The organism is Ruegeria sp. CH6 (assembly GCF_056537005.1).
In genome coordinates, this window is sequence record NZ_JBQFQS010000001.1 from 328,491 (window position 1) to 353,847 (window position 25,357).

At 55.9% G+C, this 25,357-nt stretch carries 31 protein-coding genes and 1 other RNA gene; 15 read left to right on the forward strand and 17 right to left on the reverse strand.

Annotated features, from left to right (window positions below):
* Positions 1-6: 6 nt before the first annotated feature.
* The 4 genes from ACR0CW_RS01690 to ACR0CW_RS01705 form a co-directional block, all read right to left on the reverse strand.
* On the reverse strand, positions 7-969 hold the full coding sequence (locus tag ACR0CW_RS01690) for a DUF2927 domain-containing protein (RefSeq protein WP_480786606.1): 963 nt from the start codon (positions 967-969) through the stop codon (positions 7-9).
* Between the two features lie 6 nt (positions 970-975).
* Complete coding sequence (locus ACR0CW_RS01695; RefSeq protein ID WP_480786607.1) at positions 976-2,166, reverse strand: toxic anion resistance protein; 1,191 nt, start codon at positions 2,164-2,166, stop codon at positions 976-978.
* A gap of 30 nt (positions 2,167-2,196) precedes the next feature.
* On the reverse strand, positions 2,197-3,114 hold the full coding sequence (locus ACR0CW_RS01700; protein ID WP_480786608.1) for a 5-bromo-4-chloroindolyl phosphate hydrolysis family protein: 918 nt from the start codon (positions 3,112-3,114) through the stop codon (positions 2,197-2,199).
* Between the two features lie 175 nt (positions 3,115-3,289).
* Positions 3,290-4,168 carry a pseudouridine synthase gene (locus ACR0CW_RS01705; RefSeq protein WP_480786609.1) on the reverse strand — a complete coding sequence of 293 codons (879 nt, stop codon included), beginning with the start codon at positions 4,166-4,168 and terminating at the stop codon, positions 3,290-3,292.
* Here ACR0CW_RS01705 and ACR0CW_RS01710 point away from each other — a divergent pair.
* Positions 4,167-4,634 (forward strand): nucleoside deaminase, encoded by a 468-nt coding sequence (locus tag ACR0CW_RS01710; protein ID WP_480786610.1) that lies wholly within the window; start codon positions 4,167-4,169, stop codon positions 4,632-4,634. The genes ACR0CW_RS01705 and ACR0CW_RS01710 overlap by 2 nt on opposite strands.
* A gap of 45 nt (positions 4,635-4,679) precedes the next feature.
* Here the strand turns inward: ACR0CW_RS01710 and ACR0CW_RS01715 are convergent, their stop codons facing one another.
* Complete coding sequence (locus ACR0CW_RS01715) at positions 4,680-5,372, reverse strand: metal-dependent hydrolase (protein WP_155145384.1); 693 nt, start codon at positions 5,370-5,372, stop codon at positions 4,680-4,682.
* Positions 5,373-5,428: 56 nt separating this feature from the next.
* Between ACR0CW_RS01715 and ACR0CW_RS01720 the strand changes: the two genes are divergently transcribed.
* On the forward strand, positions 5,429-6,085 hold the full coding sequence (locus tag ACR0CW_RS01720; protein ID WP_480786611.1) for a ceramidase domain-containing protein: 657 nt from the start codon (positions 5,429-5,431) through the stop codon (positions 6,083-6,085).
* A gap of 17 nt (positions 6,086-6,102) precedes the next feature.
* Here the strand turns inward: ACR0CW_RS01720 and ACR0CW_RS01725 are convergent, their stop codons facing one another.
* The 3 genes from ACR0CW_RS01725 to ACR0CW_RS01735 all read right to left on the reverse strand — a co-directional run bounded on the left by ACR0CW_RS01725 (position 6,103) and on the right by ACR0CW_RS01735 (position 7,835).
* Entirely contained in the window at positions 6,103-6,792 is a 690-nt protein-coding gene (locus ACR0CW_RS01725) for an SGNH/GDSL hydrolase family protein (RefSeq protein WP_480786612.1), read from the reverse strand.
* 96 nt (positions 6,793-6,888) lie between these two features.
* Positions 6,889-7,452, reverse strand: a complete 564-nt coding sequence (locus ACR0CW_RS01730; RefSeq protein WP_480786613.1) for a DUF4202 domain-containing protein — start codon at positions 7,450-7,452, stop codon at positions 6,889-6,891.
* A gap of 224 nt (positions 7,453-7,676) precedes the next feature.
* Positions 7,677-7,835, reverse strand: a complete 159-nt coding sequence (locus tag ACR0CW_RS01735) for a hypothetical protein (protein ID WP_480739503.1) — start codon at positions 7,833-7,835, stop codon at positions 7,677-7,679.
* Positions 7,836-8,075: 240 nt separating this feature from the next.
* Between ACR0CW_RS01735 and gatC the strand changes: the two genes are divergently transcribed.
* The 5 genes from gatC to rnpB all read left to right on the forward strand — a co-directional run bounded on the left by gatC (position 8,076) and on the right by rnpB (position 11,815).
* Positions 8,076-8,363 (forward strand): Asp-tRNA(Asn)/Glu-tRNA(Gln) amidotransferase subunit GatC, encoded by a 288-nt coding sequence (gene gatC / locus ACR0CW_RS01740; RefSeq protein WP_155145374.1) that lies wholly within the window; start codon positions 8,076-8,078, stop codon positions 8,361-8,363.
* A 3-nt stretch (positions 8,364-8,366) separates the two neighbouring features.
* Positions 8,367-9,854, forward strand: a complete 1,488-nt coding sequence (gene gatA, locus ACR0CW_RS01745; protein ID WP_155145372.1) for an Asp-tRNA(Asn)/Glu-tRNA(Gln) amidotransferase subunit GatA — start codon at positions 8,367-8,369, stop codon at positions 9,852-9,854.
* Positions 9,855-9,893: 39 nt separating this feature from the next.
* Complete coding sequence (locus ACR0CW_RS01750; protein WP_480739498.1) at positions 9,894-10,607, forward strand: hypothetical protein; 714 nt, start codon at positions 9,894-9,896, stop codon at positions 10,605-10,607.
* Positions 10,591-11,277, forward strand: a complete 687-nt coding sequence (locus tag ACR0CW_RS01755) for an N-acetylmuramoyl-L-alanine amidase (protein ID WP_480786614.1) — start codon at positions 10,591-10,593, stop codon at positions 11,275-11,277. The genes ACR0CW_RS01750 and ACR0CW_RS01755 overlap by 17 nt, the downstream gene beginning before the upstream one ends.
* Positions 11,278-11,398: 121 nt before the next feature.
* Positions 11,399-11,815: RNase P RNA component class A (gene rnpB / locus ACR0CW_RS01760), an RNA gene on the forward strand.
* Between the two features lie 7 nt (positions 11,816-11,822).
* Here rnpB and ACR0CW_RS01765 read toward each other — a convergent pair.
* The 3 genes from ACR0CW_RS01765 to ACR0CW_RS01775 form a co-directional block, all read right to left on the reverse strand.
* Positions 11,823-12,155: a GYD domain-containing protein gene (locus tag ACR0CW_RS01765; protein WP_155145366.1), complete on the reverse strand. Its 333-nt coding sequence runs from the start codon at positions 12,153-12,155 to the stop codon at positions 11,823-11,825.
* Between the two features lie 66 nt (positions 12,156-12,221).
* Positions 12,222-13,064, reverse strand: coding sequence for a DUF2182 domain-containing protein (locus ACR0CW_RS01770; protein WP_480786615.1), 843 nt, complete (start codon positions 13,062-13,064; stop codon positions 12,222-12,224).
* Positions 13,065-13,077: 13 nt separating this feature from the next.
* Entirely contained in the window at positions 13,078-13,713 is a 636-nt protein-coding gene (locus ACR0CW_RS01775; RefSeq protein WP_480786616.1) for a DUF1326 domain-containing protein, read from the reverse strand.
* A gap of 296 nt (positions 13,714-14,009) precedes the next feature.
* Here ACR0CW_RS01775 and rpmG point away from each other — a divergent pair, with 296 nt between their 5' ends.
* Complete coding sequence (gene rpmG, locus ACR0CW_RS01780) at positions 14,010-14,177, forward strand: 50S ribosomal protein L33 (protein ID WP_007799108.1); 168 nt, start codon at positions 14,010-14,012, stop codon at positions 14,175-14,177.
* Between the two features lie 100 nt (positions 14,178-14,277).
* Positions 14,278-14,898, forward strand: a complete 621-nt coding sequence (locus ACR0CW_RS01785; protein WP_480786617.1) for a hypothetical protein — start codon at positions 14,278-14,280, stop codon at positions 14,896-14,898.
* A 62-nt stretch (positions 14,899-14,960) separates the two neighbouring features.
* On the opposite strand, the gene ACR0CW_RS01790 is transcribed toward ACR0CW_RS01785, so the two are convergent.
* The 3 genes from ACR0CW_RS01790 to ACR0CW_RS01800 form a co-directional block, all read right to left on the reverse strand.
* Complete coding sequence (locus ACR0CW_RS01790; RefSeq protein ID WP_480786618.1) at positions 14,961-15,275, reverse strand: GNAT family N-acetyltransferase; 315 nt, start codon at positions 15,273-15,275, stop codon at positions 14,961-14,963.
* A 236-nt stretch (positions 15,276-15,511) separates the two neighbouring features.
* Positions 15,512-16,291, reverse strand: coding sequence for a Bax inhibitor-1/YccA family protein (locus ACR0CW_RS01795; protein ID WP_480786619.1), 780 nt, complete (start codon positions 16,289-16,291; stop codon positions 15,512-15,514).
* Between the two features lie 173 nt (positions 16,292-16,464).
* Positions 16,465-16,683 (reverse strand): DUF1127 domain-containing protein, encoded by a 219-nt coding sequence (locus ACR0CW_RS01800; protein ID WP_480786620.1) that lies wholly within the window; start codon positions 16,681-16,683, stop codon positions 16,465-16,467.
* A gap of 127 nt (positions 16,684-16,810) precedes the next feature.
* Between ACR0CW_RS01800 and ACR0CW_RS01805 the strand changes: the two genes are divergently transcribed.
* Positions 16,811-17,692: a LysR family transcriptional regulator gene (locus tag ACR0CW_RS01805; RefSeq protein ID WP_155145357.1), complete on the forward strand. Its 882-nt coding sequence runs from the start codon at positions 16,811-16,813 to the stop codon at positions 17,690-17,692.
* A 6-nt stretch (positions 17,693-17,698) separates the two neighbouring features.
* Here ACR0CW_RS01805 and ACR0CW_RS01810 read toward each other — a convergent pair whose 3' ends face one another.
* On the reverse strand, positions 17,699-18,655 hold the full coding sequence (locus ACR0CW_RS01810; RefSeq protein WP_155145355.1) for an NADPH:quinone oxidoreductase family protein: 957 nt from the start codon (positions 18,653-18,655) through the stop codon (positions 17,699-17,701).
* Between the two features lie 334 nt (positions 18,656-18,989).
* Here ACR0CW_RS01810 and ACR0CW_RS01815 point away from each other — a divergent pair, with 334 nt between their 5' ends.
* The 3 genes from ACR0CW_RS01815 (at position 18,990) to ACR0CW_RS01825 (ending at position 21,648) form a co-directional block, all read left to right on the forward strand.
* Positions 18,990-19,361, forward strand: coding sequence for a helix-turn-helix domain-containing protein (locus ACR0CW_RS01815; protein WP_155145353.1), 372 nt, complete (start codon positions 18,990-18,992; stop codon positions 19,359-19,361).
* A 44-nt stretch (positions 19,362-19,405) separates the two neighbouring features.
* Positions 19,406-20,197 carry a histidinol-phosphatase gene (hisN, locus tag ACR0CW_RS01820; RefSeq protein WP_480786621.1) on the forward strand — a complete coding sequence of 264 codons (792 nt, stop codon included), beginning with the start codon at positions 19,406-19,408 and terminating at the stop codon, positions 20,195-20,197.
* Between the two features lie 116 nt (positions 20,198-20,313).
* Positions 20,314-21,648, forward strand: coding sequence for an 8-oxoguanine deaminase (locus ACR0CW_RS01825; RefSeq protein WP_480786622.1), 1,335 nt, complete (start codon positions 20,314-20,316; stop codon positions 21,646-21,648).
* A gap of 1 nt (position 21,649) precedes the next feature.
* Here ACR0CW_RS01825 and guaD read toward each other — a convergent pair whose 3' ends face one another.
* A complete protein-coding gene (gene guaD, locus ACR0CW_RS01830; protein ID WP_480786623.1) occupies positions 21,650-22,945 on the reverse strand; it encodes a guanine deaminase in 1,296 nt (431 codons plus the stop codon).
* Between the two features lie 139 nt (positions 22,946-23,084).
* Here guaD and mgtE point away from each other — a divergent pair, with 139 nt between their 5' ends.
* Both mgtE and ACR0CW_RS01840 read left to right on the forward strand, forming a co-directional pair.
* Positions 23,085-24,479 carry a magnesium transporter gene (gene mgtE, locus ACR0CW_RS01835; RefSeq protein ID WP_480786624.1) on the forward strand — a complete coding sequence of 465 codons (1,395 nt, stop codon included), beginning with the start codon at positions 23,085-23,087 and terminating at the stop codon, positions 24,477-24,479.
* On the forward strand, positions 24,476-25,042 hold the full coding sequence (locus tag ACR0CW_RS01840) for a 5-formyltetrahydrofolate cyclo-ligase (RefSeq protein WP_209016133.1): 567 nt from the start codon (positions 24,476-24,478) through the stop codon (positions 25,040-25,042). Before mgtE ends, ACR0CW_RS01840 begins: the two co-directional genes overlap by 4 nt.
* 3 nt (positions 25,043-25,045) lie before the next feature.
* Here the strand turns inward: ACR0CW_RS01840 and ACR0CW_RS01845 are convergent, their stop codons facing one another.
* The gene (locus ACR0CW_RS01845) at positions 25,046-25,276 is read right to left on the reverse strand and encodes a putative hemolysin (protein ID WP_170331607.1); all 231 of its coding nucleotides are present in this window, start codon (positions 25,274-25,276) and stop codon (positions 25,046-25,048) included.
* Positions 25,277-25,357 lie beyond the last annotated feature (81 nt).

Sequence of the window (25,357 nt, forward strand, 5' to 3'; positions counted from 1 at the left end):
TTGGGGTCAGAGCGACTGACCCATCAATTCGCGTGCAATGATCCGCACCACAGGCCGCGCCTCATCAGCAGTCATGCCGGGTTTCAGACGCGGATCATAAAGCAGTGTCAGTAGTTTTTCGTCGTGACTTGTCAGCAGGGCGAACTCGTCATCATCGTTGAAGATAGAAGGCCGTGCAGACGGGCTGTCATTCGGCAGACCCAATCCTTGTGCGATTTCTTCATGAATGCAGCTGAGCCGAACCAGATCTGGATGCTCGGCACGCACCAGCGCAACCGCGCGCGTGTAGGTGTGGGGCGAGCCGTTGGTGGCCGATGCGAAGACAAAGCAATAGAACGATTTGGGCAGCTTATCGAACAGATCCAGCTGCTTTTGACCGATGCCCGGGATCAGCTGTTTAAGTCGCGCCTGTACGTAAGCCGTATCATCTTCGCCCGCCACAAAGACGTGGAAATTGGCATTTCTGTTGACAGTCGATACCGAATGCCCGGTCAGGCGGGCAAGGCGGGCCGAATAGGATTCAATTCGCGCAGTGTCTTCTTTGCGGCGCTCAGGTGGGACGGATGGACCAAATTCCGGCCCAATACGAACCGGGCCAGACCAGCGGCTGAGCTGCCCGCTGGTTCGGGTCCGGCTGGTTGCAACCGACTGTCCCGGATATTCGCTATAAAACGCGATGGCCTCAAAGTTCTTGGCCAGATCTTCGGCGTCATACGGGGTGTCTGGTCCACCCCCATCTGTTCTGAGCAAGCCGCGCGTCAGAAGGTTGCTTTGCACCCTCTCATAGTAGCGGGCCAGATCAAGACTGGCCGCCGAAGGAGCAACATATGCATTCGCCGGGACCTGTGGCTGCACAGGCCGGGGTTGCGGCGGTATAGATGTGGTCAGCGCTGCATCACAATTGGCCAGAGCCAAGAGTGATAGTCCCGCCAGAACACGCCTCACCGAAATGTACCGCCGCACGATCAACCCGCCTTAGCCCGGAACCGCAGTTCCGGCGTTGTCGCCGATTCCATCTTTGCGTGCCTTTGCAGCGGCCAGAGTGTCGCGCAATTCGGTTTCCATCTTCTGAAGTTCTACTTCGGCAGCCGCACGCTTGGCCTTGCCTTCGTCAGCAATCGCAAGGCTTTCGTTGATCGTACCGATCAGATCTGCGTTGGCCTGCTTCACGGCTTCGATGTCGAACACTCCACGCTCCATTTCTTCGCGGATCATCTTGTTCGACTGACGCAGATTGGCCGCGTTCGAAGTCAGCAACTCGTTGGTCAGATCATTGGCGTCGCGTACTGCTGCTGCAGCTTCGGCGCTGCGCTGGATGGTGACGGCCTGCGCCAGCTGAGTCTCCCACAGGGGGACTGTGTTCACCAGCGTCGAGTTGATCTTGGTGACCAGCGACTTGTCGTTTTCCTGAACCAGACGGATCGACGGAAGCGATTGCATTGTCACCTGACGGGTCAGTTTCAGGTCATGCACCCGGCGTTCCAGATCATCGCGTGCGGCACGCAGATCGCGCAGCTCCTGCGCTTTCATCACCTGATCTTCTTCGGGTGCGGCCTGAACCTCGGCCTCTTTTTCTGGAATTTCCTGGCTGTCTAGCTCGGTCAGTTTTTCTTCGCCCGCTGCAATGTAGAGTGCCAGTTCATCATAAAAGCCCAGCGTCTTTTCGTAGAGCAGGTCCAGAGACTTGATGTCTTTGAGCAGAGTGTGCTCGTGCCCCAGCAGGTCATCCGTGATCCTGTCGATCTGACCCTGAACTGCTTCGTACTGAGCGGTAAATTTGGCGAATGGTGCGGCCCTGCCCAGCAGTCTTTCCCACCAGCTGCGTTCGCGCCGTACATCCAGTTCACTGACCGAGAACCCGCGGATCGTGGTCACGATGTTGCGAAGGCTGTCACCCGCCGGACCAACATCCTTGTTGCGGACATCTGCCAGCATTGCCTGGCTGATTTCCTGCAATTCTGCTTGCGCAGATGATCCGAAGGCAACAATCGAGTTCGTGTTGCCCATGTCAATCTCATCCATCCGCTTACGGATTTCGGCGCTGACGGGTTCGTCGGCCTCTTCAAGCGGGACTACCTCGGCCGCGGGTTCCGGAAGGGTCACGGAAGTTATTTCCTGAACCAGTGTTTCAGCTTCGACCGCCTTATTTTTGATTTCATCTGACATGAAGATGTTCCTCGCTCAAATAATAGCCGGTCAGTCCAACCGGACGCCTTCGCGCTGCAGTCTTTCGCGCAACACGTCGATTTCGACCGTCAGATCACTGCGGTCATCCAAAAGCATCTTGCGGGTACGCGCAGCGAAATTCTGTTCGAGATCGTCCAGCAAAGAAGAGTAATCCGCCAAAGCCTGCGCATCGCGGGTTCGGGCATAAACATCGGAAAATTTCACAGTGGCGTCTCGCGCGCCCTGCAAATAGACCGTCAGGTATTTTCGGGCACCGGCCAGATCACGGGGATCTTCCTCGACGGTTCTGAACAGATCGCGCGCAGTGGTTTGAAACCGCTCAACGCGCGCTTCGATCTTGCGATCACCTGCGCGTTTGATCGCGTCCGACATCTCGGTCAAATGCGTTTCTGCGTCTTCAACCACGCGAGCGACACGATCCTGCTGGAAGGTATCGATGCCTTCCATTCCTTTGTCCTTCATCGGATCGATGCCGAACGAGACCGAATGCAGAGCAGTCGCAGCGACCCCATAGAGTACAGGCGCCAGTACGCTGACCTGTGAAGCGGTTTCAGCATCCACAAATTCTGATCGATACGACGCCAGTGCGGCACCCAAACCGGTCAGAACGCTGGAGAATATCTTGCGGGGAAAGGCAGGACGTCTTGCCGTTCGACGTGCATTGTATTCCGCTTCAGCCTTCAGCCCCTCTCTCAACAACAGCGCACCTGCAGTTAGCAGACCGGCTGCGATCAGGCCGATTATCATTCCGACCGCGCCATCGTTCAATGACAGGAAGATCAAAGGGATAGCGGGCAAGAACAAAACATTTGCGCGGGCGCCTGCGGGATTCACCCGGGCGCCGTCGAATTGTCCACGCTCAGGTTGATTATCGGACGACCCTCCGCCGCCGTCGGGGCTGAATTTTCCGCCATAGCGTTTAGCCATGCGTCTATAAGCCCCCCAACAAGCCGGTACATACACCGAACAGCAACACAAGCAGCGCAGCGTAGGCCAGTTTTTGCACTCCGGATCCGGACATAGCGCCCCCTAGTAGCTGCATTTATAGAAAATTTAGTGGAAGCACCGGTCCGGCGCTAGGGGGAAGGTTGCATAACCATCGTCAATTGCGAGGATTCTTGCCACCGGAGGCCTTTTTCCTTTGCGGGCGCTGTGGCTGTTTGGCTTTGGGCTTCTGATCGGGCTCTGCTTCTAGCCCCAGCTGGTCACGCAGCACGCGACGCCGGATCTCTTCGACTTCACCCGGTTTAAGATCTCCCAACTGGAAAGGTCCGTAGGATACGCGCAGCAGGCGGTTTACGCTATAGCCGATGTCTTCCATGGCGCGGCGAATTTCGCGGTTTTTGCCTTCGCGCAGCCCGATAGTCAGCCAGGCGTTTGCACCTTGCTGCCGATCAAGTGCAACCGTCATTGGCTGAAACTTTTGCCCGTCAACCACAAGGCCCTTGCGAAGTGGCGCGAAGTCTTCATCTTTCGGGCGGCCATTGATCCGGACCCGATATTTGCGGAGCCAGCCGGTTGCCGGAAGTTCCAGTTTGCGTTTGATGCCGCCATCGTTTGTCAGCAACAACAGGCCTTCGGAATTCAGGTCCAGTCGCCCGACACTCATCACCCGGGGCATATCCTCGGGCAACTCGTCGAAGATCGTTGTTCGACCTTTTTCATCTCGTGTTGTTGTTACCAATCCTACTGGCTTGTGATACAGCCACAACCGGGCGGGCTCGGGTTCGGAAACGGGTTTGCCATCGACCGTGATCTTGTCCCGGGCTGTGACGTTCAGGGCAGGGCTGTCAATCGCCTTACCATTTATTGTCACACGGCCGGCTTCGATCATGCGTTCAGCCTCGCGGCGCGAGGCGATGCCAGCGCGGGCCAGTACTTTGGCGATCCGGTCGCCGGGAGGAGGAGTGTTGCTCATCCTCAGGCCATAACGCATCCCGGCGACTTGCGAAAGCCGGGTTTCTGGGGCAGTCAAAGGCATGACATTCAGATCGCATATGGAACTTGCGCTGCAGGAAGCGCGCGCAGCGGCAGACCGGGGGGAAGTCCCGGTTGGTGCGGTCATTGTATCGCGGGATGGTCAGGTCATCGCATCTGCAGGCAATCGGACCCGGGAAATGAAAGACCCCACCGCACACGCTGAAATTCTGGCGTTGCGCGCGGCCTGCGCCGCGACTGATTCCGAACGGCTGCCGGATCATGATCTCTACGTGACCCTTGAGCCTTGTGCCATGTGCGCGGCAGCGTTGGCCGCCGTACGCATACGCCGAATTTACTATGGGGCGTCTGATCCGAAATCCGGCGGCGTTGCGCATGGGGCGCGGGTGTTTTCGCACCCACAGGCACACCACACCCCTGAGATCTATGACGGCATTGCAGCAGATGAAGCCGGTGAATTGCTGAGAACTTTCTTTCTCGCGCAGCGAAAGGCTGGGTGCGGCGACTGATACTTTGCCCCGGTCGGCTCGCCGCACACCTTAGTCGTAAGTACTTCAGATCTTGATGGCCTTCATCACTTCAGGTTCGATCACATTGACGCCGGGGAGGCCATTGATCAGGTCTTCAGCAGATTGTTCCAGGATCGGAAATGTCTTGTAGTGGCAGGGGATTACGGTCTTGAAATTAAAGTATCGCTTTGCTGCATAAGCCGCGCCCTTCATGTCCATCGTAAAGTGGCCGCCTGCAGACAGGATTGCGATGTCGGGTTTATAATAATCACCCATCCAATCCATATCTGCCATGATGTCAGTATCGCCTGAAACATAGAGCATGTGACCCTCTGCGGCGATCATGAAGCCAACTTCGGTTCCGCCTGTGCGCACCCCGTCCGGTGTTGAAAAAGTTGAGCTGTGCGAAGCGGGTACCATGGTGACCTTGATGCCGTTCAGGTTCACTGTCCCCCCCTTGTTGAAGCCAATGGTCTCAATTCCTTCGGCCTCGCTCCAGTAGCCCATCAGATCGTATTGTCCGACTACTGGAATCTTAAGGTGTTTGGCCAAAGGCAGCACATCGACGACATGATCGAAATGGGCATGGGTTAGGAGAATGTGAGTTGCATCCTGAACTGCTTCGTCATGATGTTGTTCAGAAAGTGAAGGGTTCCCGGTCAGCCATGGATCGATCAAGAGAACCTGTCCCGCGACCTCAATACGAAAGCTGCCATGCCCCAGCCAAACGATATTCATAATTGTCCTCCTGAAAGTGGTTTAGCCGCAGCCTAGCATCCACTATGTAAAAATCTATGGAATGGATGCGTGAAATAGATGGATACTGCGAACGGTTGTCGCCCGCCTATTGGGCCGAGCCGGTAAACGCAGTAACAAATGCTGCTTTTCTGGTTGCGGCCTTGATTATGTGGTTGCGTGTGCGCGGGCAGGGGATGCCTTTGGCGAACCTGCTGGTAGCGTTGCTGGCGATCATTGGGGTAGGCAGCTATTTGTTCCATACGCATGCCCGGGTTTGGGCCGCGATTGCTGATACAACCCCAATTTTGTTGTTTATTCTGGTCTATATCTACGCTGTAAACCGGGACATCTGGAAACTGAAAACGTGGCAGGCTCTGGGATTGACCGCATTTTTCTTTCCCTACGCAGCACTGACAATTCCGCTTTTCCAATTTATTCCGGGGATCGGTGGATCGGCAGCCTATGCGCCCGTGCCTCTTTTGATCCTGATCTACGCTGCTTTGCTGCGCGGAAGAGATCCGCATACCGCGCGCGGTTTAGCTATCGGTGCAGTGATCCTGATCGCCTCTATCACTTTCCGCGCATTGGATGAGCCTATGTGCAACCGCTTGCCGTTTGGGACTCATTTTATGTGGCACATTCTCAATGCCATCATGCTGGGATGGATGATCGAGGTGTATCGCAGAGCTATGGTGCGCAGCCGATTTTCATAGCTGTGATGTAGTCGCTGTCAGAAGCTGGAACTCTTGATAACCTCCGCGACACGCTCACCGATGATACGGCTCGACTTTCGGGACGGGTGAATCAGATCGAACGAGAAATATGAGGCATCGCCTGGTTTTGCGACATCCTGTGAAGAGACATAGATGATGCCATCATCATGCTCTGCAAGTTTCGCGATGCGCTCTTCAAACTCGTCACCTTCGCTTTTGCAATGCTCAATCGGAGTAATCAACTCAGGGCTTCGCAGATAACCTACATAAATTACTTTAGTGCCGGTCTTGCGGATTTCGCGCAGGAAACTGGGAACCTGCCCGGATTGCCCATCGACTGAAATCATCTTGTCCAGAACGGGTCCGCATCTTGAACATCCGCAACCAAGCATCAGATCGTTGCCGCCACCGTTTACAATGGCCCAGTCCCACTGACCCTTGATGAACTGAGCCTGAACACCGGAGGTTGGCTTTCCATCATCGGTGAATTTTGTTTGCATCCATGCCGCCGAAGCTGATCGGTCCAATACCGGTGCGCCGATCCTCTCTTCGACGACGTCCGGAATGGCTGAACCTGACATGGAATTCCACGCCATCAGCGAGTCGCCAACAGCAATTACTTTTGCGTCGGGCGTGCTTGACGGAATTTCCTGGCATCCCATCAGGAAGCTGATCAGGCCAATTAGCAGAAACAGTTTTTTGGACATGGCAGACTCAGTTCTTGGAAATGTCTTTTGAACGAAAAGACAGGCAATTGGTAAATTCGAAGTTAATCTCTAAATGATACTATGATTGTGATTTATTCAGTTTCGAAAAGCCGATGCAAGCTGTTCGGGTAAATCGAATTCTTCAAGGACGCGCGCGCGACCCCCATCAGACATTTTGCGTGCTGTTTTTTCCACAATGCTCTGAATCTTTTCAGCCGAATGCTTGGAGGCGAAGGGCTGAAAATACCATTTCAGGAAGACAAAGCAGATCACATCTTCCAGGGCCTGCACTTCGGCGTCTCTTTTGATGCCTTGCTTGCGCAGCATGCGTCCCACTGCATCAATCTGATCCGGTTCGTATCCCGCCTGCGCCATCAAATCTGCGACAACCTGAGCATGATGTTCGCCTTGCGCGCGCCGCCATGTAAGATACCCGGTCCGACCTTCCGGATATTCAGATCGTGCAAGTTTCCAGCGTTCGACATGTTGCCCACGTGCTGCGATCTGCAAGGGTTCCGAGGCGCCTGGGAACAGGCGATTCAGCTCTGCAGTCATCCGCTTCCCATAGAGCAGTGTTTCAGGCTGGTTATCATCCATATTGGGATCGACAGAGTTGGCCGCATCAATGGCGTCCAGCACATTTTGCATCCGCGCGCTCATTTTTCGCTCCGGTCCTTGCTTGGCTTCATGCGTGGTGTCGCATGGTACCGCGATAGCTTGATCTGTTCACGCTCATGAATGGCTGAGCGGAATGCAGCATTCAATCAAAAAGAAGCGATGCAGGAAATAAGCAGGCAGGATGTAGGGGGCGAGTTTTGTAGGAATGTATCAGGGCCGGGCCATAGGGGAGGGAATGGCCCGGCCATCTTGCAATCATCATCCGGTTACTTGCGAATGACAGATTTATCCTGGGTTACCTGATCGGCTGACTGATCGGGGAAAGTCAGCAGGGGGGTCAAGTTGGTATCAGGGATGCCCAGAGCCATTGCTGGCGCAGACAATGTTGCAAGTGTCAGTGAAAGGGTGATCATCAGGGATTTCATGGCCGTTCTCCAAACTGAACTGTTCCGTTCACTTCATTAAGTGTTGGTGTCGCCGGTCTTCAATGGAGAAAGTGAACTAATGGGTTCACTTCTGTGCATAGCAGGTATTCAAATCTGATTAGGTCAACTTCTAAGACGACTCGAACAGGGCAGGGAGTTCGTTGTGCACAGTGTTTGCCAGTGGTCTTGCGACTGCTGCGGCAGACAGGTAAATGCCGGGTAACGCATATGAGGGTTCCCATGTCGATTGACCAAAGCACCGCCGCCAAGGTGGCCAAACTGGCCCGGATCAAGGTCGAGGATGACGCGCTGCCGGCGCTGGCATCTGAATTCAACACCATTCTTGGGTTCATCGAGCAATTGAACGAAGTAGACGTCGAAGGCGTTGAGCCGATGGTTTCGGTCGAGCCGATGCGACTGAAACGTCGTGAGGATGTGGTCACCGATGGCAATCAGCAGGACAAGATTCTGGCCAATGCCCCCGATGCACGCGAAGGCTTTTTCGCCGTTCCCAAGGTTGTGGAGTAAGACATGAGCGATCTGAACAAACTGGGCCTGGCCGAGGCTCGTGACGCGCTGCGCGCTGGTGACGTAACCTCTGTCGAGCTGACAGAATCTTGCCTGAAGGCGATCGACGACGCAGATGCGCTGAACGCTTTTGTCCACAAAACGCCCGAGATCGCGCTCGAGCGCGCCAAGGCGGCGGATGAGCGGATCAAAGGTGGTGATGCCCCGTCAATGTGTGGCTTGCCGATTGGTATCAAAGACCTGTTCTGCACTAAGGGTGTCCCCTCGCAGGCGGCTTCGAAAATTCTTGAAGGTTTCAAGCCTGAATACGAATCCACTGTCTCCCAGCAACTGGCCGATTCAGGCGCGGTAATGTTGGGTAAGCTTAACATGGACGAATTTGCCATGGGTTCGTCCAACGAAACATCGATCTACGGCAACGCGGTCAGCCCGTGGCGTCGTGGCAATGATGACGCGCAGTTAACACCGGGCGGCTCGTCCGGTGGGTCGGCATCTGCTGTGGCTGCAGATCTGTGCCTTGCTGCCACTGGTACAGATACTGGTGGTTCGATCCGCCAGCCTGCTGCCTTTACCGGCATCACCGGTATCAAGCCAACCTACGGACGCTGCTCTCGCTGGGGCATCATCGCGTTTGCATCTTCGCTGGATCAGGCCGGTCCGATGACCAAGAACGTGCGCGACGCGGCAATTATGCTCGAAGCGATGTGCGGTCACGACCCGAAGGATTCCACAAGCGCGGAACTGGCCGTCCCGAATTTTGAGGCGATGCTGACCGGCGACATCAAGGGCAAGAAAATCGGGATTCCTAAAGAATACCGCATGGAGGGCATGCCCGCCGAGATTGAAAAGCTGTGGGCCGACGGTGCTGAAATGCTGAAAGCAGCAGGTGCCGAGATCGTCGATATTTCTCTGCCGCACACGAAATATGCACTGCCCGCTTATTATGTGATTGCCCCTGCTGAGGCTTCTTCAAACCTCGCCCGCTACGACGGTGTGCGCTATGGCCGCCGTGCCACGCTGGCGCAGGGCGACGGCATCACCGAGATGTACGAAAAGACCCGTGCCGAGGGCTTTGGCCACGAAGTTCAGCGCCGTGTCATGGTCGGAACCTATGTTCTGTCGGCTGGTTTCTATGATGCCTACTACAACCGTGCACGTAAGGTGCGTAACCTGATCAAGAAAGACTTTGAAGATGTCTTTGCCGCAGGTATCGACGCCATCCTGACCCCGGCCACGCCTTCGGCCTCTTTCGGTCTGGGTGAAATGACCGAGGCTGACCCTGTTCAAATGTATTTGAACGACGTGTTCACGGTGACCGTAAACCTGGCTGGTCTGCCCGGTATTTCGGTGCCTGCTGGTCTGGACACACAAGGTCTGCCATTGGGGCTGCAGTTGATCGGTCGTCCGTGGGAAGAAGGTGACCTGCTTAACACCGCCTACGCCCTTGAAGAGGCCGCAGGGTTTGTGGCCAAGCCCGGGAAATGGTGGTAAGCCTCAAGGCAACAAAACTAAGCAGAGCGGAGCAGCCAAATGCGCAAATTGCTTCTGATCCCGGCCATTGGGTTAATCGCTGGATGTGAGACTGTGGCACCAGTTGCCGGGACAGGTTTCAACACGCCCCAGTATCAGGCGCAGCGTGAAGCGCAGCTGGCAGGGCAGGGCGTCGCGGGAAATCCGCTTCTGCCTCCGTCCGAAGTCTCGCAGCAACCGCTGTCGGCGCAAGGGGCGGCGACAGCGATACCGCCTACCACCGGTGACAGCGCTGATGATATCGCAAACCAGACGGCTGCCGCACTGGCAAGCACGTCGGGGCAGACGATTCCATCAACAACCGTAGCTCCTTCGAGCAACACCGGTATATCTGACGAACAGGATTTCGGTGCTGTATCCAACCGGCGTAGCATCGAATCCGACGCCGCGCGGATTGAACAGAACCGCCAGACCTATGAAGTGGTCGCGCCAACGGCAGTGCCTCAGCGTAGCCAGGATGGTCAGCCCAATATCGTTCAATATGCGCTGAGCACATCTAACCCGGTTGGTACGCAGCTTTACAGCCGCGCGGGTTTTAACCTGCAGGCCAAAGCTGAACGGAACTGTGCTCAGTACCCATCATCGGATCAGGCGCAGATCGCATTCCTGTCCAACGGTGGCCCGCAGCGGGATCGCAAAGGTCTGGATCCTGACGGTGATGGATTTGCGTGCAGCTGGGATCCAAGCCCGTTCCGCAGTGCGGTCAACAACTGAGTCGCTGGTGCCGATCTGGCACCCGTCCCCTAATTTCGGACCACGCCGGGATGGTCTCGAACCGTCTTTGGTGGTCATCCACTATACAGCCATGGCTTCTGCAGAGGCGGCGCTTGAACGCCTGTGCGATCCGGCCGCCGAGGTGTCGGCGCATTACCTGATCGCTGGCGATGGGCGCCTTTGGCAGATGGTTCGCGAAGAAGACCGCGCGTGGCACGCTGGCGCAGGGGAATGGCGAGGCCAAAAGGATATCAACTCCCGTTCAATCGGAATCGAGCTCGACAATCGTGGCGATCACCCGTTTTCCGAACTCCAAATGGCAGCTCTGGAGAATCTGCTTCAGGACATCATGGATAGGTGGGGCATTGTTCCTGATGGGGTGATTGGTCATTCCGACATGGCGCCCGGTCGCAAGTTCGATCCCGGAGCACGTTTTGACTGGCAAAGATTAGAACGGAAGAAACTGGCGCAACAACGCAGCTTTGGTGAAAATCCGCAAGCTGCAGCGATGCAATCGTTTCGTGCTTTAGCGCATGATGCAGGGTTCACAGCCGAAGCCGATGACGAGGTTCTGTTGGCCGCTGTTCGGCTAAGATACCGCCCCTGGGCGAAAGGGCCATTGGAGCCGACTGATCTTTCTCCGCTTCGCAATACTATTCGCCGGACCTGACTGCGCTTCACTTAGCTGCAAATGCCAAAGGGTTGAATTGGCTGTTGGCAAACAAGGGGCTGTCCCCTTCGTCGCCGTCTACACTTGACGTTGTCATGCCTTAGGCATACCCACTCCCGGCGCGGAGGGCCGGATGGCCGCTGGGGTGCAAGCCCGAGAGGAAAGTCCGGACTCCACAAGGCAACGGTGCCGGGTAACGCCCGGGCGGGGAAACCCGACGGAAAGCGCCACAGAAAACAAACCGCCTTGGTGTTTCAGAGGTTCTCCTCCAGCAATACCAAGGTAAGGATGAAACGGTGGGGTAAGAGCCCACCGCATCCCTGGCAACAGGGATGGCACGGCAAGCCCTACCGGGAGCAATGCCGAATAGGGTCCCCGCGCGGGCCGGTCGGCGTCAGCCGATACCGCCGCTAGGCATGCCTTGGCCGAGAGGGACCGGGTTGGCAGCTGGAGCCGTGCAGCAATGCATGGCCTAGATGAATGGTCATCGAAGGGGGTAACCCCGGAACAGGATCCGGCTTACAGGCCCTCCGCGCAAGTTTTCCTCAACCTCCCGGAGGTGTGTAGACACCGGTCAGTTCAGCAGCTTTTTCGGTGATTGCCACAAAGTCCTCTGCGGTCCAGGCGCGTACGGTTTCTACATCCGAAACTGCGCCCGAAGCAGCGACAGCCATTCCGACGGCGACAGCGTCCGTACCATCCGGGGCTTCGCTGATGACAACCACATCGTTTCTGCCGGTCGTGACATAAAACGAAATCAGTCTGCCGCCGACTTTTTCCAACAATGCCTTTACGGGGCCAGTGCGATTTTCCGGCTTCTTCAGCATCCCTTTGACGCCCGCATGTGAATATGACGCGTAGGTAATGAAAATAGGCATATCGATCTCCTAACGAGAGGGTTGTGGGACCATTGATTGGGCCGGTCCCCTGGCCGGATAATTTGTTCAGCTTGCTGAAAGGATCGGAGTAGAGATCAGCCAGACACCAAACGCGATCAGGACAATCCCTGTCGCAGGAGCAATCCACTGGGCGTGAGGAAGCAGTTTTTCCAACGCCACATACAATGCTATCCCAACGATCCAGAGCAGGTTCATGACGCCACCCACAAAGAGAAGGGCCATCAACGCCCAACAGCAGCCAAGGCAATAAAGCCCGTGTAGCGTTCCGGTGCGAAGCGCTCCTGTCGCGCCGGAACGATGATGCTTCGCGAGGAATTGTGCAGGGCTTTGGCAGTGGTGCAGGCAAGCAGTTTTCAGGCTTGAAAGCTGATAGGCGCCGGCTGCAACTAATACGAATCCTGCAAAGGTCTTAGACCGGATTGTCATCATCGGCCCATCCGACAGCCCAATGTGCTCCAAACCCCATTGAGCGCCCGTAGCAAGCGCGCTGAAGACAGCCCACGCTATGAGATAGCCCGACAGGAAAACGAGGCCGAGCAGGGCGGCCTGGTCCTTTTCAGCCCCCATTCGTTTGATCGCAACATAGAGCAGGACGGTCGGCGCGGCGCTGGGTGTCATCATCGCGATCATCATCACCCACCACATCAGAAAGATGAGCACCCAATAGGTGGCGCTCCAGTGCGGTCCAGCACCCATCGACATCGGTTCGCCTATTGGGCCAGCCATGCGTGTCATCTGAATGGCGGACATGTCCATGCCAACGCCCGCAATAGTGTACCAGGATGCACCCAACAGAATCAGGCAGACACTGAACAGAACAATTGTGCGATCATGCCTTAACAGGCTTTCGACCGCCCCGGTTTGGGGCGGCTTGGAATTCACTGACACAGGAACGCTCCGGCTACGCGCCGATCACACCGTGGCCCGAGATATTCAGGTGAGCCAGATGTGCATGCGTAGCGTCGAATGTCAGGCTGATTGCTCCGCCATTGGTTTTAGCGGATCCCGACGCAGCTTCGGCATGGCGATACTCAAATCCGTTTGGCAACTGGATTGAGGCACGATGCGGTGCGCCCGATACAATATGCGGGATCGGGTTGACCTCGACGTCAAATACTCCCGGAGCTCTGGCATAGCCCCTGCGCTCTTCGCGATCCCAGTTAAGTTCGATTGGGATAAAGAGTGTTTCATGCTTCGTGGGTGCCATCGCACTGTAAACGTACCACATGGTCGCCATCTCATCGGTGTCTTCGCCCGTCATTATGGCTTGTAGGGCAGCCCTCTGATCAGCATTGGTCTTGTCGTCAATGATCAGCTGCATCTGGCCGTTGCCCTCATGAATAGGGCCAGGCCAGTAATAAACACCCGCAGCTCGAACGCCGGCAAGATCCGTGTCCCCGTACCGCCCGCTCGTAATGTCAAAGACCACAACAGCCTCACAGTTCCCATGGGTTGGAAGAACGCTGAACTGGCATGGGCAACCGAAGTTGCAATTGCAATTGGCCAGTTCTTCGCCCTGAATAGTCCATTCAGTCATGATAGCCCCCCAAGAAAAATCGAACCTAAAAACCCTGCTGACAGAGTTTGTTGCCCGTTTCTGATGCCTCGCAAATTGAGCCCGCAATTGGCTTCTTGGCATTGTGGAGTGGGCAGAGATTATCACGGATCCGTGAACTCTCCAAACCACTGCGCGGGAAAGCGCCAGTTCGTATCAAATGATTTGTGATGCTTGTTGGCCGATTCTGGTTGACTCGGGCGTGCCAGCAGGTAAAAGCGCACGCTCATAGGAATTCAACCGAAAGGCCCCTGCCTTTTCGGACGCAGGAGATAACCATGGCGAAGCCGACGACAATCAAGATCCGTCTGAACTCGACCGCGGGCACGGGCCACTTCTACGTGACCAAGAAAAATGCGCGCACCATGACTGAAAAGATGACCGTTCGTAAATACGACCCGGTTGTCCGCAAGCATGTCGAGTACAAAGAAGGCAAGATCAAGTAATCTGCCGTCTTACATAGACATTTCTCGGAAAGGGCTCTGTGATCGCAGAGCCCTTTTTTAATTGACTGAGAACTCTTTGGTATCTTTGGTCTGTCGCCGCATGTGCCGTAAGCCGTTGCAACAGCGCATCAGCATGCAAGCCAATCTGTTCGTGCGTGGCTTGCATTTTCAGTTCACCTGCCGCTACGCTTCAGCAAATCGCTACAAAATGTTGACCGCCATGAAAAAAATCATATTGCCTGCTATTGCAGTTCTAACACTTTCGGCCTGCGAGGATCCGTTCAACCGTGAGGGCATCGGCTTCACCGGAATTGATGGAGAACCGCGAGATGTTGCGGATGTGAATGGGGCGGTCGCCTTCCTGCCACCCGAGACGAACGTACCGGCCGAACTGGCAGAGCTGCCGACGATCAGGGTCGCTACCGATAAGACCGAGCTGTCCAAGGTTGCGGGTGTGGCGATTACGAATGGCGGAAAAAACGTATCCAATGCGGTGCAGCTGTCTGGCGACCAAATCAACCTTTTCCTTAGCACGGTCAGCGTAAACGGTACCTTGTTCGGGGTATTGCGTACAGAGAGCGGTCATGTAGACAACTCCCTCGGCTCAATCTTCGGTAGCGAGACCGAGCGCTTTACAGGCTGCTTGCCTGCAGGCGATGTCTATCGCAAAGGAAATTCCTCACGTAGTTCGGGTTTCGCTGTTCCGCTGAACTGCAGCTGAGCAGAATCCAAAATTAATCTTGCATGGCCCCTGTCAGCTTCGACAGGGGCTTTTCTTTGCGGTCAATTACCTGTGCGCCACTCTGCGAAATGCATGACAGGACGCAGACCAGCACGTTCCATCAATCCTGCCCAAGCCGAATTGAACTCGGCATAGGTGATCGCCAGAACCTGCCCGCCAGCTTCACGCAGCATGGCGCGGGCAGCCTCCAACAGCGCCAGGCCAATGCCTTGTCTGCGTTGTTCAGAATCGACGCAGTTATGGTGGACCATTGCACGAGATTCCGATGCACGGAACGGAGTCGCATCGCGAAGTTCGATTTCGATAATGGTGTATCCCAACAACTCTTCACCCTTCTCAAAACCCAAGACATGCATGTTATGTTGAGAAAGTCAGCTTTGCAGATGGGCAATCATGACTCGATCTTCTGGCAGATGCGCATGTCTTTGCGGTTGATGGCCCAGATTTAGGTCATGGACCTGATGCAGTGGGGGCAAGATCAGATGGGTTTGATCCGGCTGGATTTCTTGATCGTCATGTTTTTTCCTTTCTGCAAAAGTAAAGGGCGGGTCATTCGGACCCGCCCTTTCGCTTTAGAGTATTGAGCAAGTTGCTATTCTTGCTGACCCATGAACATAAGCAGGAATTGGAACATGTTCAGGAACGAGATGTACAGGCTCAGCGCACCGTCAAATGCCGCTTTGTCCAACCATTCCTGATCTCCGTGGGCCGCGTGCGCAACATAAGTGTTCTTGATGTCTTGCGTGTAGAAAGCGGTCAAACCGGCGAAGATAAGAATGCCGATGGCCGAGATAGCCAGCATCATGACGCCAGACTGCAGGAACAGATTGATGACCATTGCCACAATCAGGCCGATCACACCCATCATCAGGAAGGTGCCCATGCCGCTGAGGTTGCGCTTGGTGGTGTAGCCATAGAGGCTGAGGCCAGCAAAGGCGATTGCGGTCACCAGGAAGGTCTGGGTGATCGAGTAGGGCGTGAAGATCATGAAGATCGAACTCATCGATACGCCCATCACGGCCGCGAAGATGAAGAAGCCCAGTTGAACTGTAGCAGCAGAACCCCGACGCATCAGGGCGCCCCAGCCGAACAAGATGAAGGCCAGCGGAGCAAACATGACGACCCATTTCAGCGGCGACAGAAACAGAGTTCCACCCAGACTGGTCAGGTATCGGTCAGCGCCGATCTGTGCCACTGCATTGCTAGGATCAGAGGTCACGGCAAGACCTGCGATGGCCCAGGCAGCCAATGCCGTGATCAGCATACCCACGGACATTGTGCCGTAGACTTTGTTCATGTGGGCGCGCAGGCCCTCGTCAATCTCGGCAGCGCGCGCACCGGTCGCCGTCCGGATCGTATCGAATTGTGCCATTAAGGGTCTCCCTTCGAAAGTCTTTGCTCAGTTCGCAATGGCGAACCGATTTCCCTGCAAATATCGGAGAGTGAGACACATGTTTCAAGAGTTTTACGCTTAAAACCCGTTGAATCTGTCAGCAAATTTGGCGGCTGACGTGTCGCAGCCGCCAAATTGCGCTTTCAGGCCATTTAATACAGTCGTTTGTGCCAGTTATCAGGGGCATCCCAAAATGGGCGGGCAGCTTCGATATCTGCCTCGGCGCGGGAAACTCCGATGTCTTCAAGGGCGCGGTCGTCAAGTTTGGCAAGGCTGCGACGCTGCCGGGCCAGGCCTAAAAGGGTCCACAATCCAAGGCCTTTGGACGGTTTCCGGTGTGCGCATTTCGTTGAAACAGCAACTTGGGTCATAATCTTTGTCCTTTCCTTGCTCTGTGATGTGTTATCTGCTTTTCATCAACTTACTTGATTTATATGGCGCAACGTGACACATTTTAAAAATGAATGTTTATGACGAGAACCATAAGGATTCTTGAACATGCGAAATTTGGACATAACCACCCTGCGGTCATTCGTGGCTGTCGCTGACCATGGCGGCGTGACTCGTGCCGCCGGGTTCCTGCACCTGACACAGTCGGCCGTATCGATGCAGCTCAAACGACTGGAGGAGTTGTTGGGGCTGGAACTGCTGGATCGCAGTGGTCGGACGATTGCGCTTACTGCATCTGGTGAGCAGTTGCTTGCCTACGCTCGGCGTATGGTGGCTCTGAATGACGAGGTGATTTCGAAGCTTACCGATCAGGCTTTTGAGGGTGAGGTGGTGCTGGGTGTGCCGCATGACATCGTGTATCCGGCTATCCCTCGCGTTCTGCAGCGCTTCAACGCTGATTTTCCGCGCGTCAGGGTGCAGCTGGTGTCGTCATATACCCTGCAACTGAAGGAGATGTTCCGGCGCGGTGAATGTGACGTGATCCTGACGACCGAGGCATCGGCCCCAGACGGAGGTGAAACCGTCGCAGAGTTGCCTTTGCGTTGGATTGGCGCGCCGGGCGGGTCGGCATGGCGTCGTCGCCCGATTCCTCTCGCGCTGGGTCGTCGCTGCATGTTCAGGCCTCAAGTGATCTCGGCTCTGGATGCCGCTGGTATTCCATGGGAGCTGTCGGTTGAGACCGAAAATGACCGCACGATCGAAGCAACTGTGAGCGCCGATCTTGCGGTTCACGCAATGCTCGAGGGAACCGAGGCCGCACACCTGGAAAAAATCGAATCCGGAGGTGTGCTGCCGGAACTGCCTGCACATGTGATCAACCTCTATGGCGGTGACGCAGGGCGCGGCGCGGTTGTCGAGGCGTTGGCCTCGTTGGTTCGTCAGAATTTCCGTTTGCTTGGCGGAGTGCCTCTCAAGGCTGTCGTCGGCTGAGGGAACTCAAGGCGTAATCACGATTTTGCCGGTAGACTTGCGCTCTTTCAGAAGTGTCATGCCTTCAGCCACGTCCTTCAGTGGCAGGGTGTGGCTGATATGCGGTTTGATCCGTCCTTCTGCGTGCCAGCGGAACAGTGTGTCAAAGCTATTCCGAACAATTTCAGGGCGAAAATTCAGATACCCGCCGATGTAAAAACCAATCACGGTCAGATTCTTGACCAGCAGATGGTTGGCCGGAATCTGCGGCACGTCTCCACCGGCGAAACCGATGGGCAGCAGGCGCCCTTCGGGATTCGTCGCGCGGAAGGCCGCCTTGAAGACATCGCCGCCGATGGCGTCATAAACCACGTCTGCGCCCCCAAGCGACTTGACCCGCTCACGCAAATCTTCGTCCGCATCAATCAAGTGATCTGCGCCAGCGGCTTGTGCAACGGCCAGCTTATCCTCACCCCGGGCCTGTGCGATCACAGTGGCGCCCATCAGTTTTCCGATTTCTACGGCAGTCAGGCCAACTCCACCTGCGGCCCCGGTAACCAAAAGCGTTTCACCCGGTCTGAGATGTGCGCGATGGTCCAGCGCAATGTGGCTGGTCCCATATGCAATCTGAATGGCTGCAGCGTCCTCAAAGCTTGTGGATTCGGGAAGGGGAATTGCGCGGTTTGCGTCAAAGACACCAAACTCTGCCAATCCGCCTTGCCCGGAATAGATTGCGACGCGATCCCCTGTTTTCAGATGAGAGACATTGGGCCCGACCTCATCAACGACACCTGCAACTTCCATGCCCTGCGTAAACGGAGCGGCCGGGGTATCCTGATAAGTACCCTTCTGCATCAGCAGATCCGCAAAATTCAGGCCACATGCGCGAATGGCCACGCGCACCTGGCCTTCGCTCGGGGTGGGGAGGTCTACCTCACAAAGCTCGGCCTTAGCACCGGCTGATTGAATTCGATATGCCAACATGAATGCTCTCCGTCTTGGCGACATAGGCCGGTGAGATGGTCGGATTGTCAATCGTTCGGGAAAGCCACGCAGCGCGCGTCTGAGGAAACCCTTTGTTTCCCTTGTGGAAACGACGATAGCAATTTCGGTCGCGGCACAACCACAAACCTTTGTACTTTGTTACGGACTCAACCTTCTTGAAAAAAATCCTAAAAGCGGCAATATTGGCGCATAGTGCTGTTTCGGGGGGCACGATCCGAATTAGGGAGTTCTTAATTGCTGACTCGCTAGCTTAGCGGTCATGACTGATGTCGCGTTTCCCGGACGGTTGTGTGTGTAGTAGAGGAGAATACCAATGACCCATCCCGTCGATGTCCATGTGGGCAAGCGTGTCCGGCATCGCCGCTGGCTGATTGGCATGACCCAGCAGCAGTTGGCGCAGCAAGTTGGTATCAAGTTTCAGCAAATCCAGAAGTATGAGACGGGTGCCAACCGGATCAGCGCATCACGCCTTTGGGATATCGCCGAGGCATTGGACGTTCCGGTTAGCTTTTTCTTTGAAGGCCTAGAAGAGGTTCAGAAGGAAGATGCCGACAAGAAATCGGTTCCTGCCGACCTGATGGGCGACAAAGAAGCGCTTGATCTGGTGCGTTCGTACTACGCAATTCCTGAGAACCAGCGCCGCCGTCTGTTCGAACTCGCACGTGTGCTTAGCGACGTCGCCTGAGACAAGCGCTTGACACTTGGGTGATCTGAACGCACGGGTAGTGCATGCAGAACACTCAGCTTAGCGATCTTGAGGTTGCCGACAAAATGGCCGACGCAGCGCGTGCGGCTATACTCCCTTATTTTCGGCAATCGGATCTGGAAACAGACAACAAACTTTCTGCCGGTTTCGACCCGGTCACAGTTGCGGATCGCGAAGCCGAAAAAGCGATGCGCGCAGTTTTGGCTGAATTTCGCCCGAATGACGGGATTTTGGGCGAAGAGTTCGGCCACAACGATGGCACAAGCGGTCGAACCTGGGTTCTCGACCCAATCGACGGCACGCGAGGCTTCATCAGCGGCACACCCACATGGGGTGTGCTGATTGCGCTTAGCGAAGCAAACGGACCAATACTCGGGGTCATTGATCAGCCATATATTGGAGAACGGTTTGTGGGTGGCGGCGATGTTGCCCACATGATTGGTCCGCGAGGTAAATCTCCATTGGGTACCCGATCCACCTGCGATCTGAACGACGCGATTCTGTTCACCACCTTTCCCGAAGTTGGCACGCCAACCGAAGCAGAGGCATTCAGGGCCGTCGCCCAACACGTTAAGCTGACGCGCTATGGCATGGATTGTTACGCCTACGCACTGCTGGCCGCGGGGCAGGTGGATCTTGTGATCGAAGCCGGGTTGAATTCCTACGACATTCAGGCACCGATTGGTCTAATCCAGGCAGCAGGCGGAGTCGTGACGGATTGGCAAGGTGAGCCTGCTCATAATGGCGGGCGAGCGCTTGCGGCGGCAAATCCGGATATTCACGCTGCTGCCTTAGAGATTTTGCGGAGCTTCTGAATTCTGTTGCTGCATCGGAGTCGCTCGACTAAACATATCTTGGCCGGTTCTTAAGCCCGTTTTCCACCGGCCTTCGCATTCTTGGCATGAGACGGGCATATGCAGGAGTGCGAAGAATGTCCGAAATCCTCATTAAAAACGCTGACACCATCCTCACCATGGATGACACACGCCAGGAATTGACTGGCGCAGATATTTTGATCCGAGATGGTCAAATTTCCCAGATCGGCCATGGGCTTAATACAATGGGAGAGGTTCACGATGCATCCGGTTGCGTCGTCACACCGGGCCTCGTGAACACGCACCACCATCTTTACCAAACTCTGACACGCGCGGTTCCCGGCGGACAGGATGCATTGCTGTTTGGGTGGCTCAAAACACTCTATCCAATCTGGGCGCGTTTTGGCCCGGCCGAGATGTTCACCTCGGCGCAGATCGGGTTGGCAGAACTGGCTTTGTCCGGCTGTACCCTCAGTTCAGACCATCTTTATCTCTATCCGAATGGATCGAGACTGGACGACACAATCTCTGCTGCGTCCGAATTGGGGCTGCGTTTTCAGCCTACGCGAGGCGCAATGAGCATTGGCGAAAGTGACGGTGGTTTGCCCCCGGACAGTTTGGTCGAAGCAGAAGCGGACATACTCGAAGACATGATCCGCGTGGTAGACGCCTTTCATGATCCGTCTGAAGGGGCCATGTGCCGTGTGGGTCTTGCACCCTGTTCTCCGTTCTCGGTCAGCCGGGATCTGATGCGCGACGCCGCTTTGTTGGCGCGTGACAAGGGTGTGATGTTGCACACCCACCTTGCCGAAAATGACGAAGACATCGCTTATTCCGAGGCGCAGTTCGGATGTCGTCCCGGACAATATGCCGAAGAGCTGGGCTGGACCGGTCCGGATGTCTGGCATGCGCATTGCGTCAAGTTGGACGGGGCAGAGATTGATCTGTTCGCCAGAACGGGGACCGGGGTTGCGCATTGCCCATGTTCGAACTGTCGGTTGGGTTCTGGTATCGCGCCCGTCCGTGCGATGCGGGATCAGGGAGTAAATGTTGGATTGGGCGCTGATGGTTCAGCAAGCAACGACAACGGCAACCTGATGCTTGAGGCGCGACAGGCCATGTTGTTGCAGCGTGTTGCGAACGGGGCTGATGCGATGTCTTCCCGCGAAGCGCTGGAGATCGCGACCCGTGGTGGCGCTGATGTTCTGGGCCGTCCGGATTGTGGGCGGCTGCAGCGCGGGAAACGCGCGGATATCGCCGTTTGGGACATGCGAAGTATTGAGAGTGCGGGCAGCTGGGATCCCGCCGCTCTGCTGTTGGCGGGACCGATGCAGGTCAAACACCTGTTTGTCGAAGGAAGGCAGATTGTGCGCGATGGTCAGATCACGACCATCGATTTGCCTCGTGTCATCGAACGCCAGAACAGGCTGGCCACGGCCTTGCAGAACTAAACTATGTTTGGTGCGTGACCGCTCGACCGCTGATCCAGACATCGGCAATCGCGCGGTCATCGCCCATCATGATTGTCGGGAATACGGCTTCCCACAGATCGTCCGCATTGGCTTCACGCTGGGCGATTGCAGGCGTTGAGGCAAGGTTCAGAACAACCAGATCAGCCTCCATGCCGGGTGCGATGTTGCCAATGCAGTCATCCATGCGCAGCGTACGCGCAGATCCGACCGTACCCAGCCACAGCAATTGTGCCGGATGCAGGGGACGACCACGCAGCTGTCCGATCTCGTAGGCAGCGGCCATGGTGCGCAGCATCGAGAAGCTGGATCCGCCACCTGTATCCGTGGCCAGGCCCACACGATGGCCATCGGAAATCAAGCCATTCATGTCGAATAGTCCCGAGCCAATAAACGTGTTGGAGGTCGGGCAGTGAATCAGCGCTGCGTCCACCTCGCGCAGGCGATCACGTTCACGATCCTCCAGATGAATGACATGACCATACAGGCCGCGCCCACCCAGAAGGCCGAATTGCTCGTAGGTATCGAGATAATCGCGCGCATTCGGGAACAAAGACCGGACCCATTCGATCTCATCCGTTTGTTCGCTGAGATGGGTCTGCATCAGACAGTCGGGATGTTCCGCCCAAAGTGCGCCCATCGCCTCCAGCTGGTCCGGGGTGGATGTGGGCGAGAAGCGGGGTGTAATGGCGTAAGAGATCCTGCCAGTGCCGTGCCACTTTTCCAGCAGTGCTTTGGACTGATCATACCCTGTTTGTGCAGTGTCTTGCAGACCTTCGGGCGCGTTCCGGTCCATGCAGGTCTTACCTGCCACGACCCGCTGTCCGCGCTCCTGTGCTGCGGTAAAGAAGGCATCAACGCTTTCGGGATGGATGGTGCAGAAGCTGCACATCGTTGTGGTCCCGTGTGCAGCGGTCAGGTCCAGATAGCGGTTGGCAATTTCCGAAGCATACTCGGGCGAGCCGAATTTCATCTCTTCGGGGAAGGTGTAGGTGTTCAACCAATCGATCAGGCGCTTGCCCCAGCTGGCGATCATCGCGGTCTGCGGGTAGTGCACATGCGGATCAACAAAACCCGCCATGATCAGTTGCTCACCATAATCCTTAACGTTGGCATCAGGATTGGCACGGGTCAGATCATTGGCTGTGCCCAAGGCAACGACACGCCCTGCTTCGATCAAAACCGCTTCATTTACTGTGGCTGCGTCGGTCGGTTCACCCTCGAATGGTGAGCCGTCAAAACTCAGTACGCGCCCTTTCAAAAGCGTCTTTTGCGCCATTTGCCCTGTTCTCCGCCTGTTTGGGATCGCGTTACAGCATAGGCGGAGGAAAGATGTGGGTAAATTAGACCATTGTCATTGTTTTCCGGTAGCTGCTTCTTCTATTTAGGGGCCAATCACCAAACAAAGGGGGCAGCGCATGACGACAGGCACTGATGAGGTCAGACCCGATCAGTCCCGGGACGACGACGCCTATGCGCTGGATCGGCGGACCGTTGCGGCGATCCTTTATGCGGTTGATGTTGATGACCGTATGAAGCTGATCGAGCTGATGGAACCGCTGCACGCGGCTGACATCGCTGATCTTCTGGAACAGATCAATCCTTATGATCGTGCACGCCTGATCCGATTGTACGACAAGGAGTTCGACGGCGATATCCTGTCGGAACTCGATGAAGCGCTACGGGAAGAGGTGATTGCCGTCCTGAAGCCAGACGTGCTGGCCGAAGCTGTGCGCGACATGGAAAGCGACGATGTCGTCGACTTGCTCGAAGACCTCGAAGAGCCACAGCAGGAGACGATTCTTGATGCGCTTGAGGATTCCGAGCGTATCGCCGCCGAGCAGGCACTGTCCTATCCAGAGAACTCCGCTGGTCGCCTTATGCAGCGCGAGGTTGTCATGTCACCCGAGCACTGGACAGTGGGACAGGCGATTGACTTCATGCGGGCCAATGATGATCTGCCCGAGCAATTCTATCACGTCATTCTTGTTGATCCGCGGCTGAAACCCGTTGCCCAGGTTACCCTTGGCAAGCTTATGGCTGCCCGGCGCGAAGTTCCGCTTCACGACATTGCCGAAGAAGAGTTTCACATCATCCCGGTCGATCAGGATGAAGAGGATGTGGCCTATGCCTTCAATCAGTACCACCTGATTTCAGCCCCGGTGGTCGATGGCGACGGGCGGCTGGTTGGCGTGATCACCATTGATGACGCCATGGTCGTTCTGGACGAGGAATACGAAGAGGACATGCTGCGTCTTGCGGGTGTCAGCGACGAAAGCTCATTGTCCGATAGTGTTGCTGCAACCAGTAAGCGGCGATTGCCCTGGCTGGCGGTGAACCTGTGCACGGCGATCTGTGGATCACTGGTGATTTCGCAGTTCGAAGGGGCCATCGATCAGCTGGTGGCGCTGGCCATTCTGATGCCGATCGTGGCTTCGATGGGTGGGAATGCGGGTACTCAATCTCTTACGGTTGCTGTTCGGGCGCTGGCGACACGCGACCTGACCGGTTCGAACGTTGGGCGCGTTATCCGGCGAGAGTTATTGGTCGGTATGCTGAACGGGCTGTGTTTTGCTGTGGTGTTGGGCACCGTGGGTATGATGTGGTTTGACTCTCCGTGGCTGGGTGTCGTGATCGGATCGGCGCTGGTCGTGAATATGATCATCGCAGGCTTTGCAGGTACGGTAGTACCGGTGGTGCTGGACCGTATGGGTGTTGACCCGGCGCTGGCGTCAGGAACCTTTGTGACGACTACAACGGATGTCATGGGTTTCTTCATATTCCTTGGGCTCGCCAGCGTGGTGCTATTGTGACCGAAACAACTGATCTGACTGAAATAAAGGCCGCTGCACGCAAGGCGGCATTTGCGCGCCGCAAGGCTGCCTTTGACGGCCGCCAGCCGGGTGTGGCTGGGCGCCTGTCCGAGGTTCTTGCCGGTCACCGTGGTGTTCCAATGTCGGGTTACATGCCCATCCGCACCGAGATTGACCCCCTGCCAGCGATGGCCGAGGCCGCTGCTTACGGCCCGGTCGGCGTGCCTGTCATACAGGCAGCAGGGCAGGCGCTGCGCTTTTCCCGCTGGACACCGGAGGGAGCGTTAAAAGACGGCCCCTTCGGGGCTATGGTGCCTGAAATTGATGACTATTTCGATCCCGAGATATTGGTCGTTCCACTTGTCGCCTTTGATACGAAAGGTGGCCGGCTGGGATATGGTGGCGGGTTTTATGACCGGACGCTGGAAGGGTTGCGCGCCAAACGCCCGACGCTGGCCATCGGTTTCGCCTTTGACGCGCAGGAAGCCGAAGATCTGCCGCTTGAACCGACAGATCAGCCGCTGGACATGGTCATCACGGAAAGCCGCGTTCTGACTTTCTGAGATCTATTTTTCGAAGTGGCTGCGCAGATAGTCCCAAGCATCCACTTCGGTACCATCCTTTAGAATGCAAACGCCGTATTCGCTGCCATCGGTATTCTTGCGGATCTGATACTCGCCCTCGTTCTCGATACAGAATGTGGCGGCCGGATTTGCCATTGTGGTTCTTGTGGTGGCTTGCGCCAGCGCACTTGTGGCCGTGAGTGCTGCAAGGGTCGCGATCGCAATAGGTTTCATCAAATTCTCCTTCGATATCAATTTCCATGAAACAGATTGGTGTATTTGCATGTGAATGCAAGCCCGTAGGACGGCGCGTAA

Bases quoted from the DNA above. Each gene is read 5' to 3' on its own strand.
- ACR0CW_RS01695 (WP_480786607.1), bottom strand. From the start codon at position 2,166: ATGTCAGATGAAATCAAAAATAAGGCGGTCGAAGCTGAAACACTGGTT.
- ACR0CW_RS01700 (WP_480786608.1), bottom strand. From the start codon at position 3,114: ATGGCTAAACGCTATGGCGGAAAATTCAGCCCCGACGGCGGCGGAGGG.
- ACR0CW_RS01710 (WP_480786610.1), top strand. From the start codon at position 4,167: ATGACATTCAGATCGCATATGGAACTTGCGCTGCAGGAAGCGCGCGCA.
- ACR0CW_RS01705 (WP_480786609.1), bottom strand. From the start codon at position 4,168: ATGCCTTTGACTGCCCCAGAAACCCGGCTTTCGCAAGTCGCCGGGATG.
- ACR0CW_RS01715 (WP_155145384.1), bottom strand. From the start codon at position 5,372: ATGAATATCGTTTGGCTGGGGCATGGCAGCTTTCGTATTGAGGTCGCG.
- ACR0CW_RS01720 (WP_480786611.1), top strand. From the start codon at position 5,429: ATGGAATGGATGCGTGAAATAGATGGATACTGCGAACGGTTGTCGCCC.
- ACR0CW_RS01725 (WP_480786612.1), bottom strand. From the start codon at position 6,792: ATGTCCAAAAAACTGTTTCTGCTAATTGGCCTGATCAGCTTCCTGATG.
- ACR0CW_RS01730 (WP_480786613.1), bottom strand. From the start codon at position 7,452: ATGAGCGCGCGGATGCAAAATGTGCTGGACGCCATTGATGCGGCCAAC.
- ACR0CW_RS01735 (WP_480739503.1), bottom strand. From the start codon at position 7,835: ATGAAATCCCTGATGATCACCCTTTCACTGACACTTGCAACATTGTCT.
- gatC (WP_155145374.1), top strand. From the start codon at position 8,076: ATGTCGATTGACCAAAGCACCGCCGCCAAGGTGGCCAAACTGGCCCGG.
- gatA (WP_155145372.1), top strand. From the start codon at position 8,367: ATGAGCGATCTGAACAAACTGGGCCTGGCCGAGGCTCGTGACGCGCTG.
- ACR0CW_RS01750 (WP_480739498.1), top strand. From the start codon at position 9,894: ATGCGCAAATTGCTTCTGATCCCGGCCATTGGGTTAATCGCTGGATGT.
- ACR0CW_RS01765 (WP_155145366.1), bottom strand. From the start codon at position 12,155: ATGCCTATTTTCATTACCTACGCGTCATATTCACATGCGGGCGTCAAA.
- ACR0CW_RS01775 (WP_480786616.1), bottom strand. From the start codon at position 13,713: ATGACTGAATGGACTATTCAGGGCGAAGAACTGGCCAATTGCAATTGC.
- rpmG (WP_007799108.1), top strand. From the start codon at position 14,010: ATGGCGAAGCCGACGACAATCAAGATCCGTCTGAACTCGACCGCGGGC.
- ACR0CW_RS01785 (WP_480786617.1), top strand. From the start codon at position 14,278: ATGTGCCGTAAGCCGTTGCAACAGCGCATCAGCATGCAAGCCAATCTG.
- ACR0CW_RS01790 (WP_480786618.1), bottom strand. From the start codon at position 15,275: ATGCATGTCTTGGGTTTTGAGAAGGGTGAAGAGTTGTTGGGATACACC.
- ACR0CW_RS01795 (WP_480786619.1), bottom strand. From the start codon at position 16,291: ATGGCACAATTCGATACGATCCGGACGGCGACCGGTGCGCGCGCTGCC.
- ACR0CW_RS01800 (WP_480786620.1), bottom strand. From the start codon at position 16,683: ATGACCCAAGTTGCTGTTTCAACGAAATGCGCACACCGGAAACCGTCC.
- ACR0CW_RS01805 (WP_155145357.1), top strand. From the start codon at position 16,811: ATGCGAAATTTGGACATAACCACCCTGCGGTCATTCGTGGCTGTCGCT.
- ACR0CW_RS01810 (WP_155145355.1), bottom strand. From the start codon at position 18,655: ATGTTGGCATATCGAATTCAATCAGCCGGTGCTAAGGCCGAGCTTTGT.
- ACR0CW_RS01815 (WP_155145353.1), top strand. From the start codon at position 18,990: ATGACCCATCCCGTCGATGTCCATGTGGGCAAGCGTGTCCGGCATCGC.
- hisN (WP_480786621.1), top strand. From the start codon at position 19,406: ATGCAGAACACTCAGCTTAGCGATCTTGAGGTTGCCGACAAAATGGCC.
- ACR0CW_RS01825 (WP_480786622.1), top strand. From the start codon at position 20,314: ATGTCCGAAATCCTCATTAAAAACGCTGACACCATCCTCACCATGGAT.
- guaD (WP_480786623.1), bottom strand. From the start codon at position 22,945: ATGGCGCAAAAGACGCTTTTGAAAGGGCGCGTACTGAGTTTTGACGGC.
- mgtE (WP_480786624.1), top strand. From the start codon at position 23,085: ATGACGACAGGCACTGATGAGGTCAGACCCGATCAGTCCCGGGACGAC.
- ACR0CW_RS01845 (WP_170331607.1), bottom strand. From the start codon at position 25,276: ATGAAACCTATTGCGATCGCGACCCTTGCAGCACTCACGGCCACAAGT.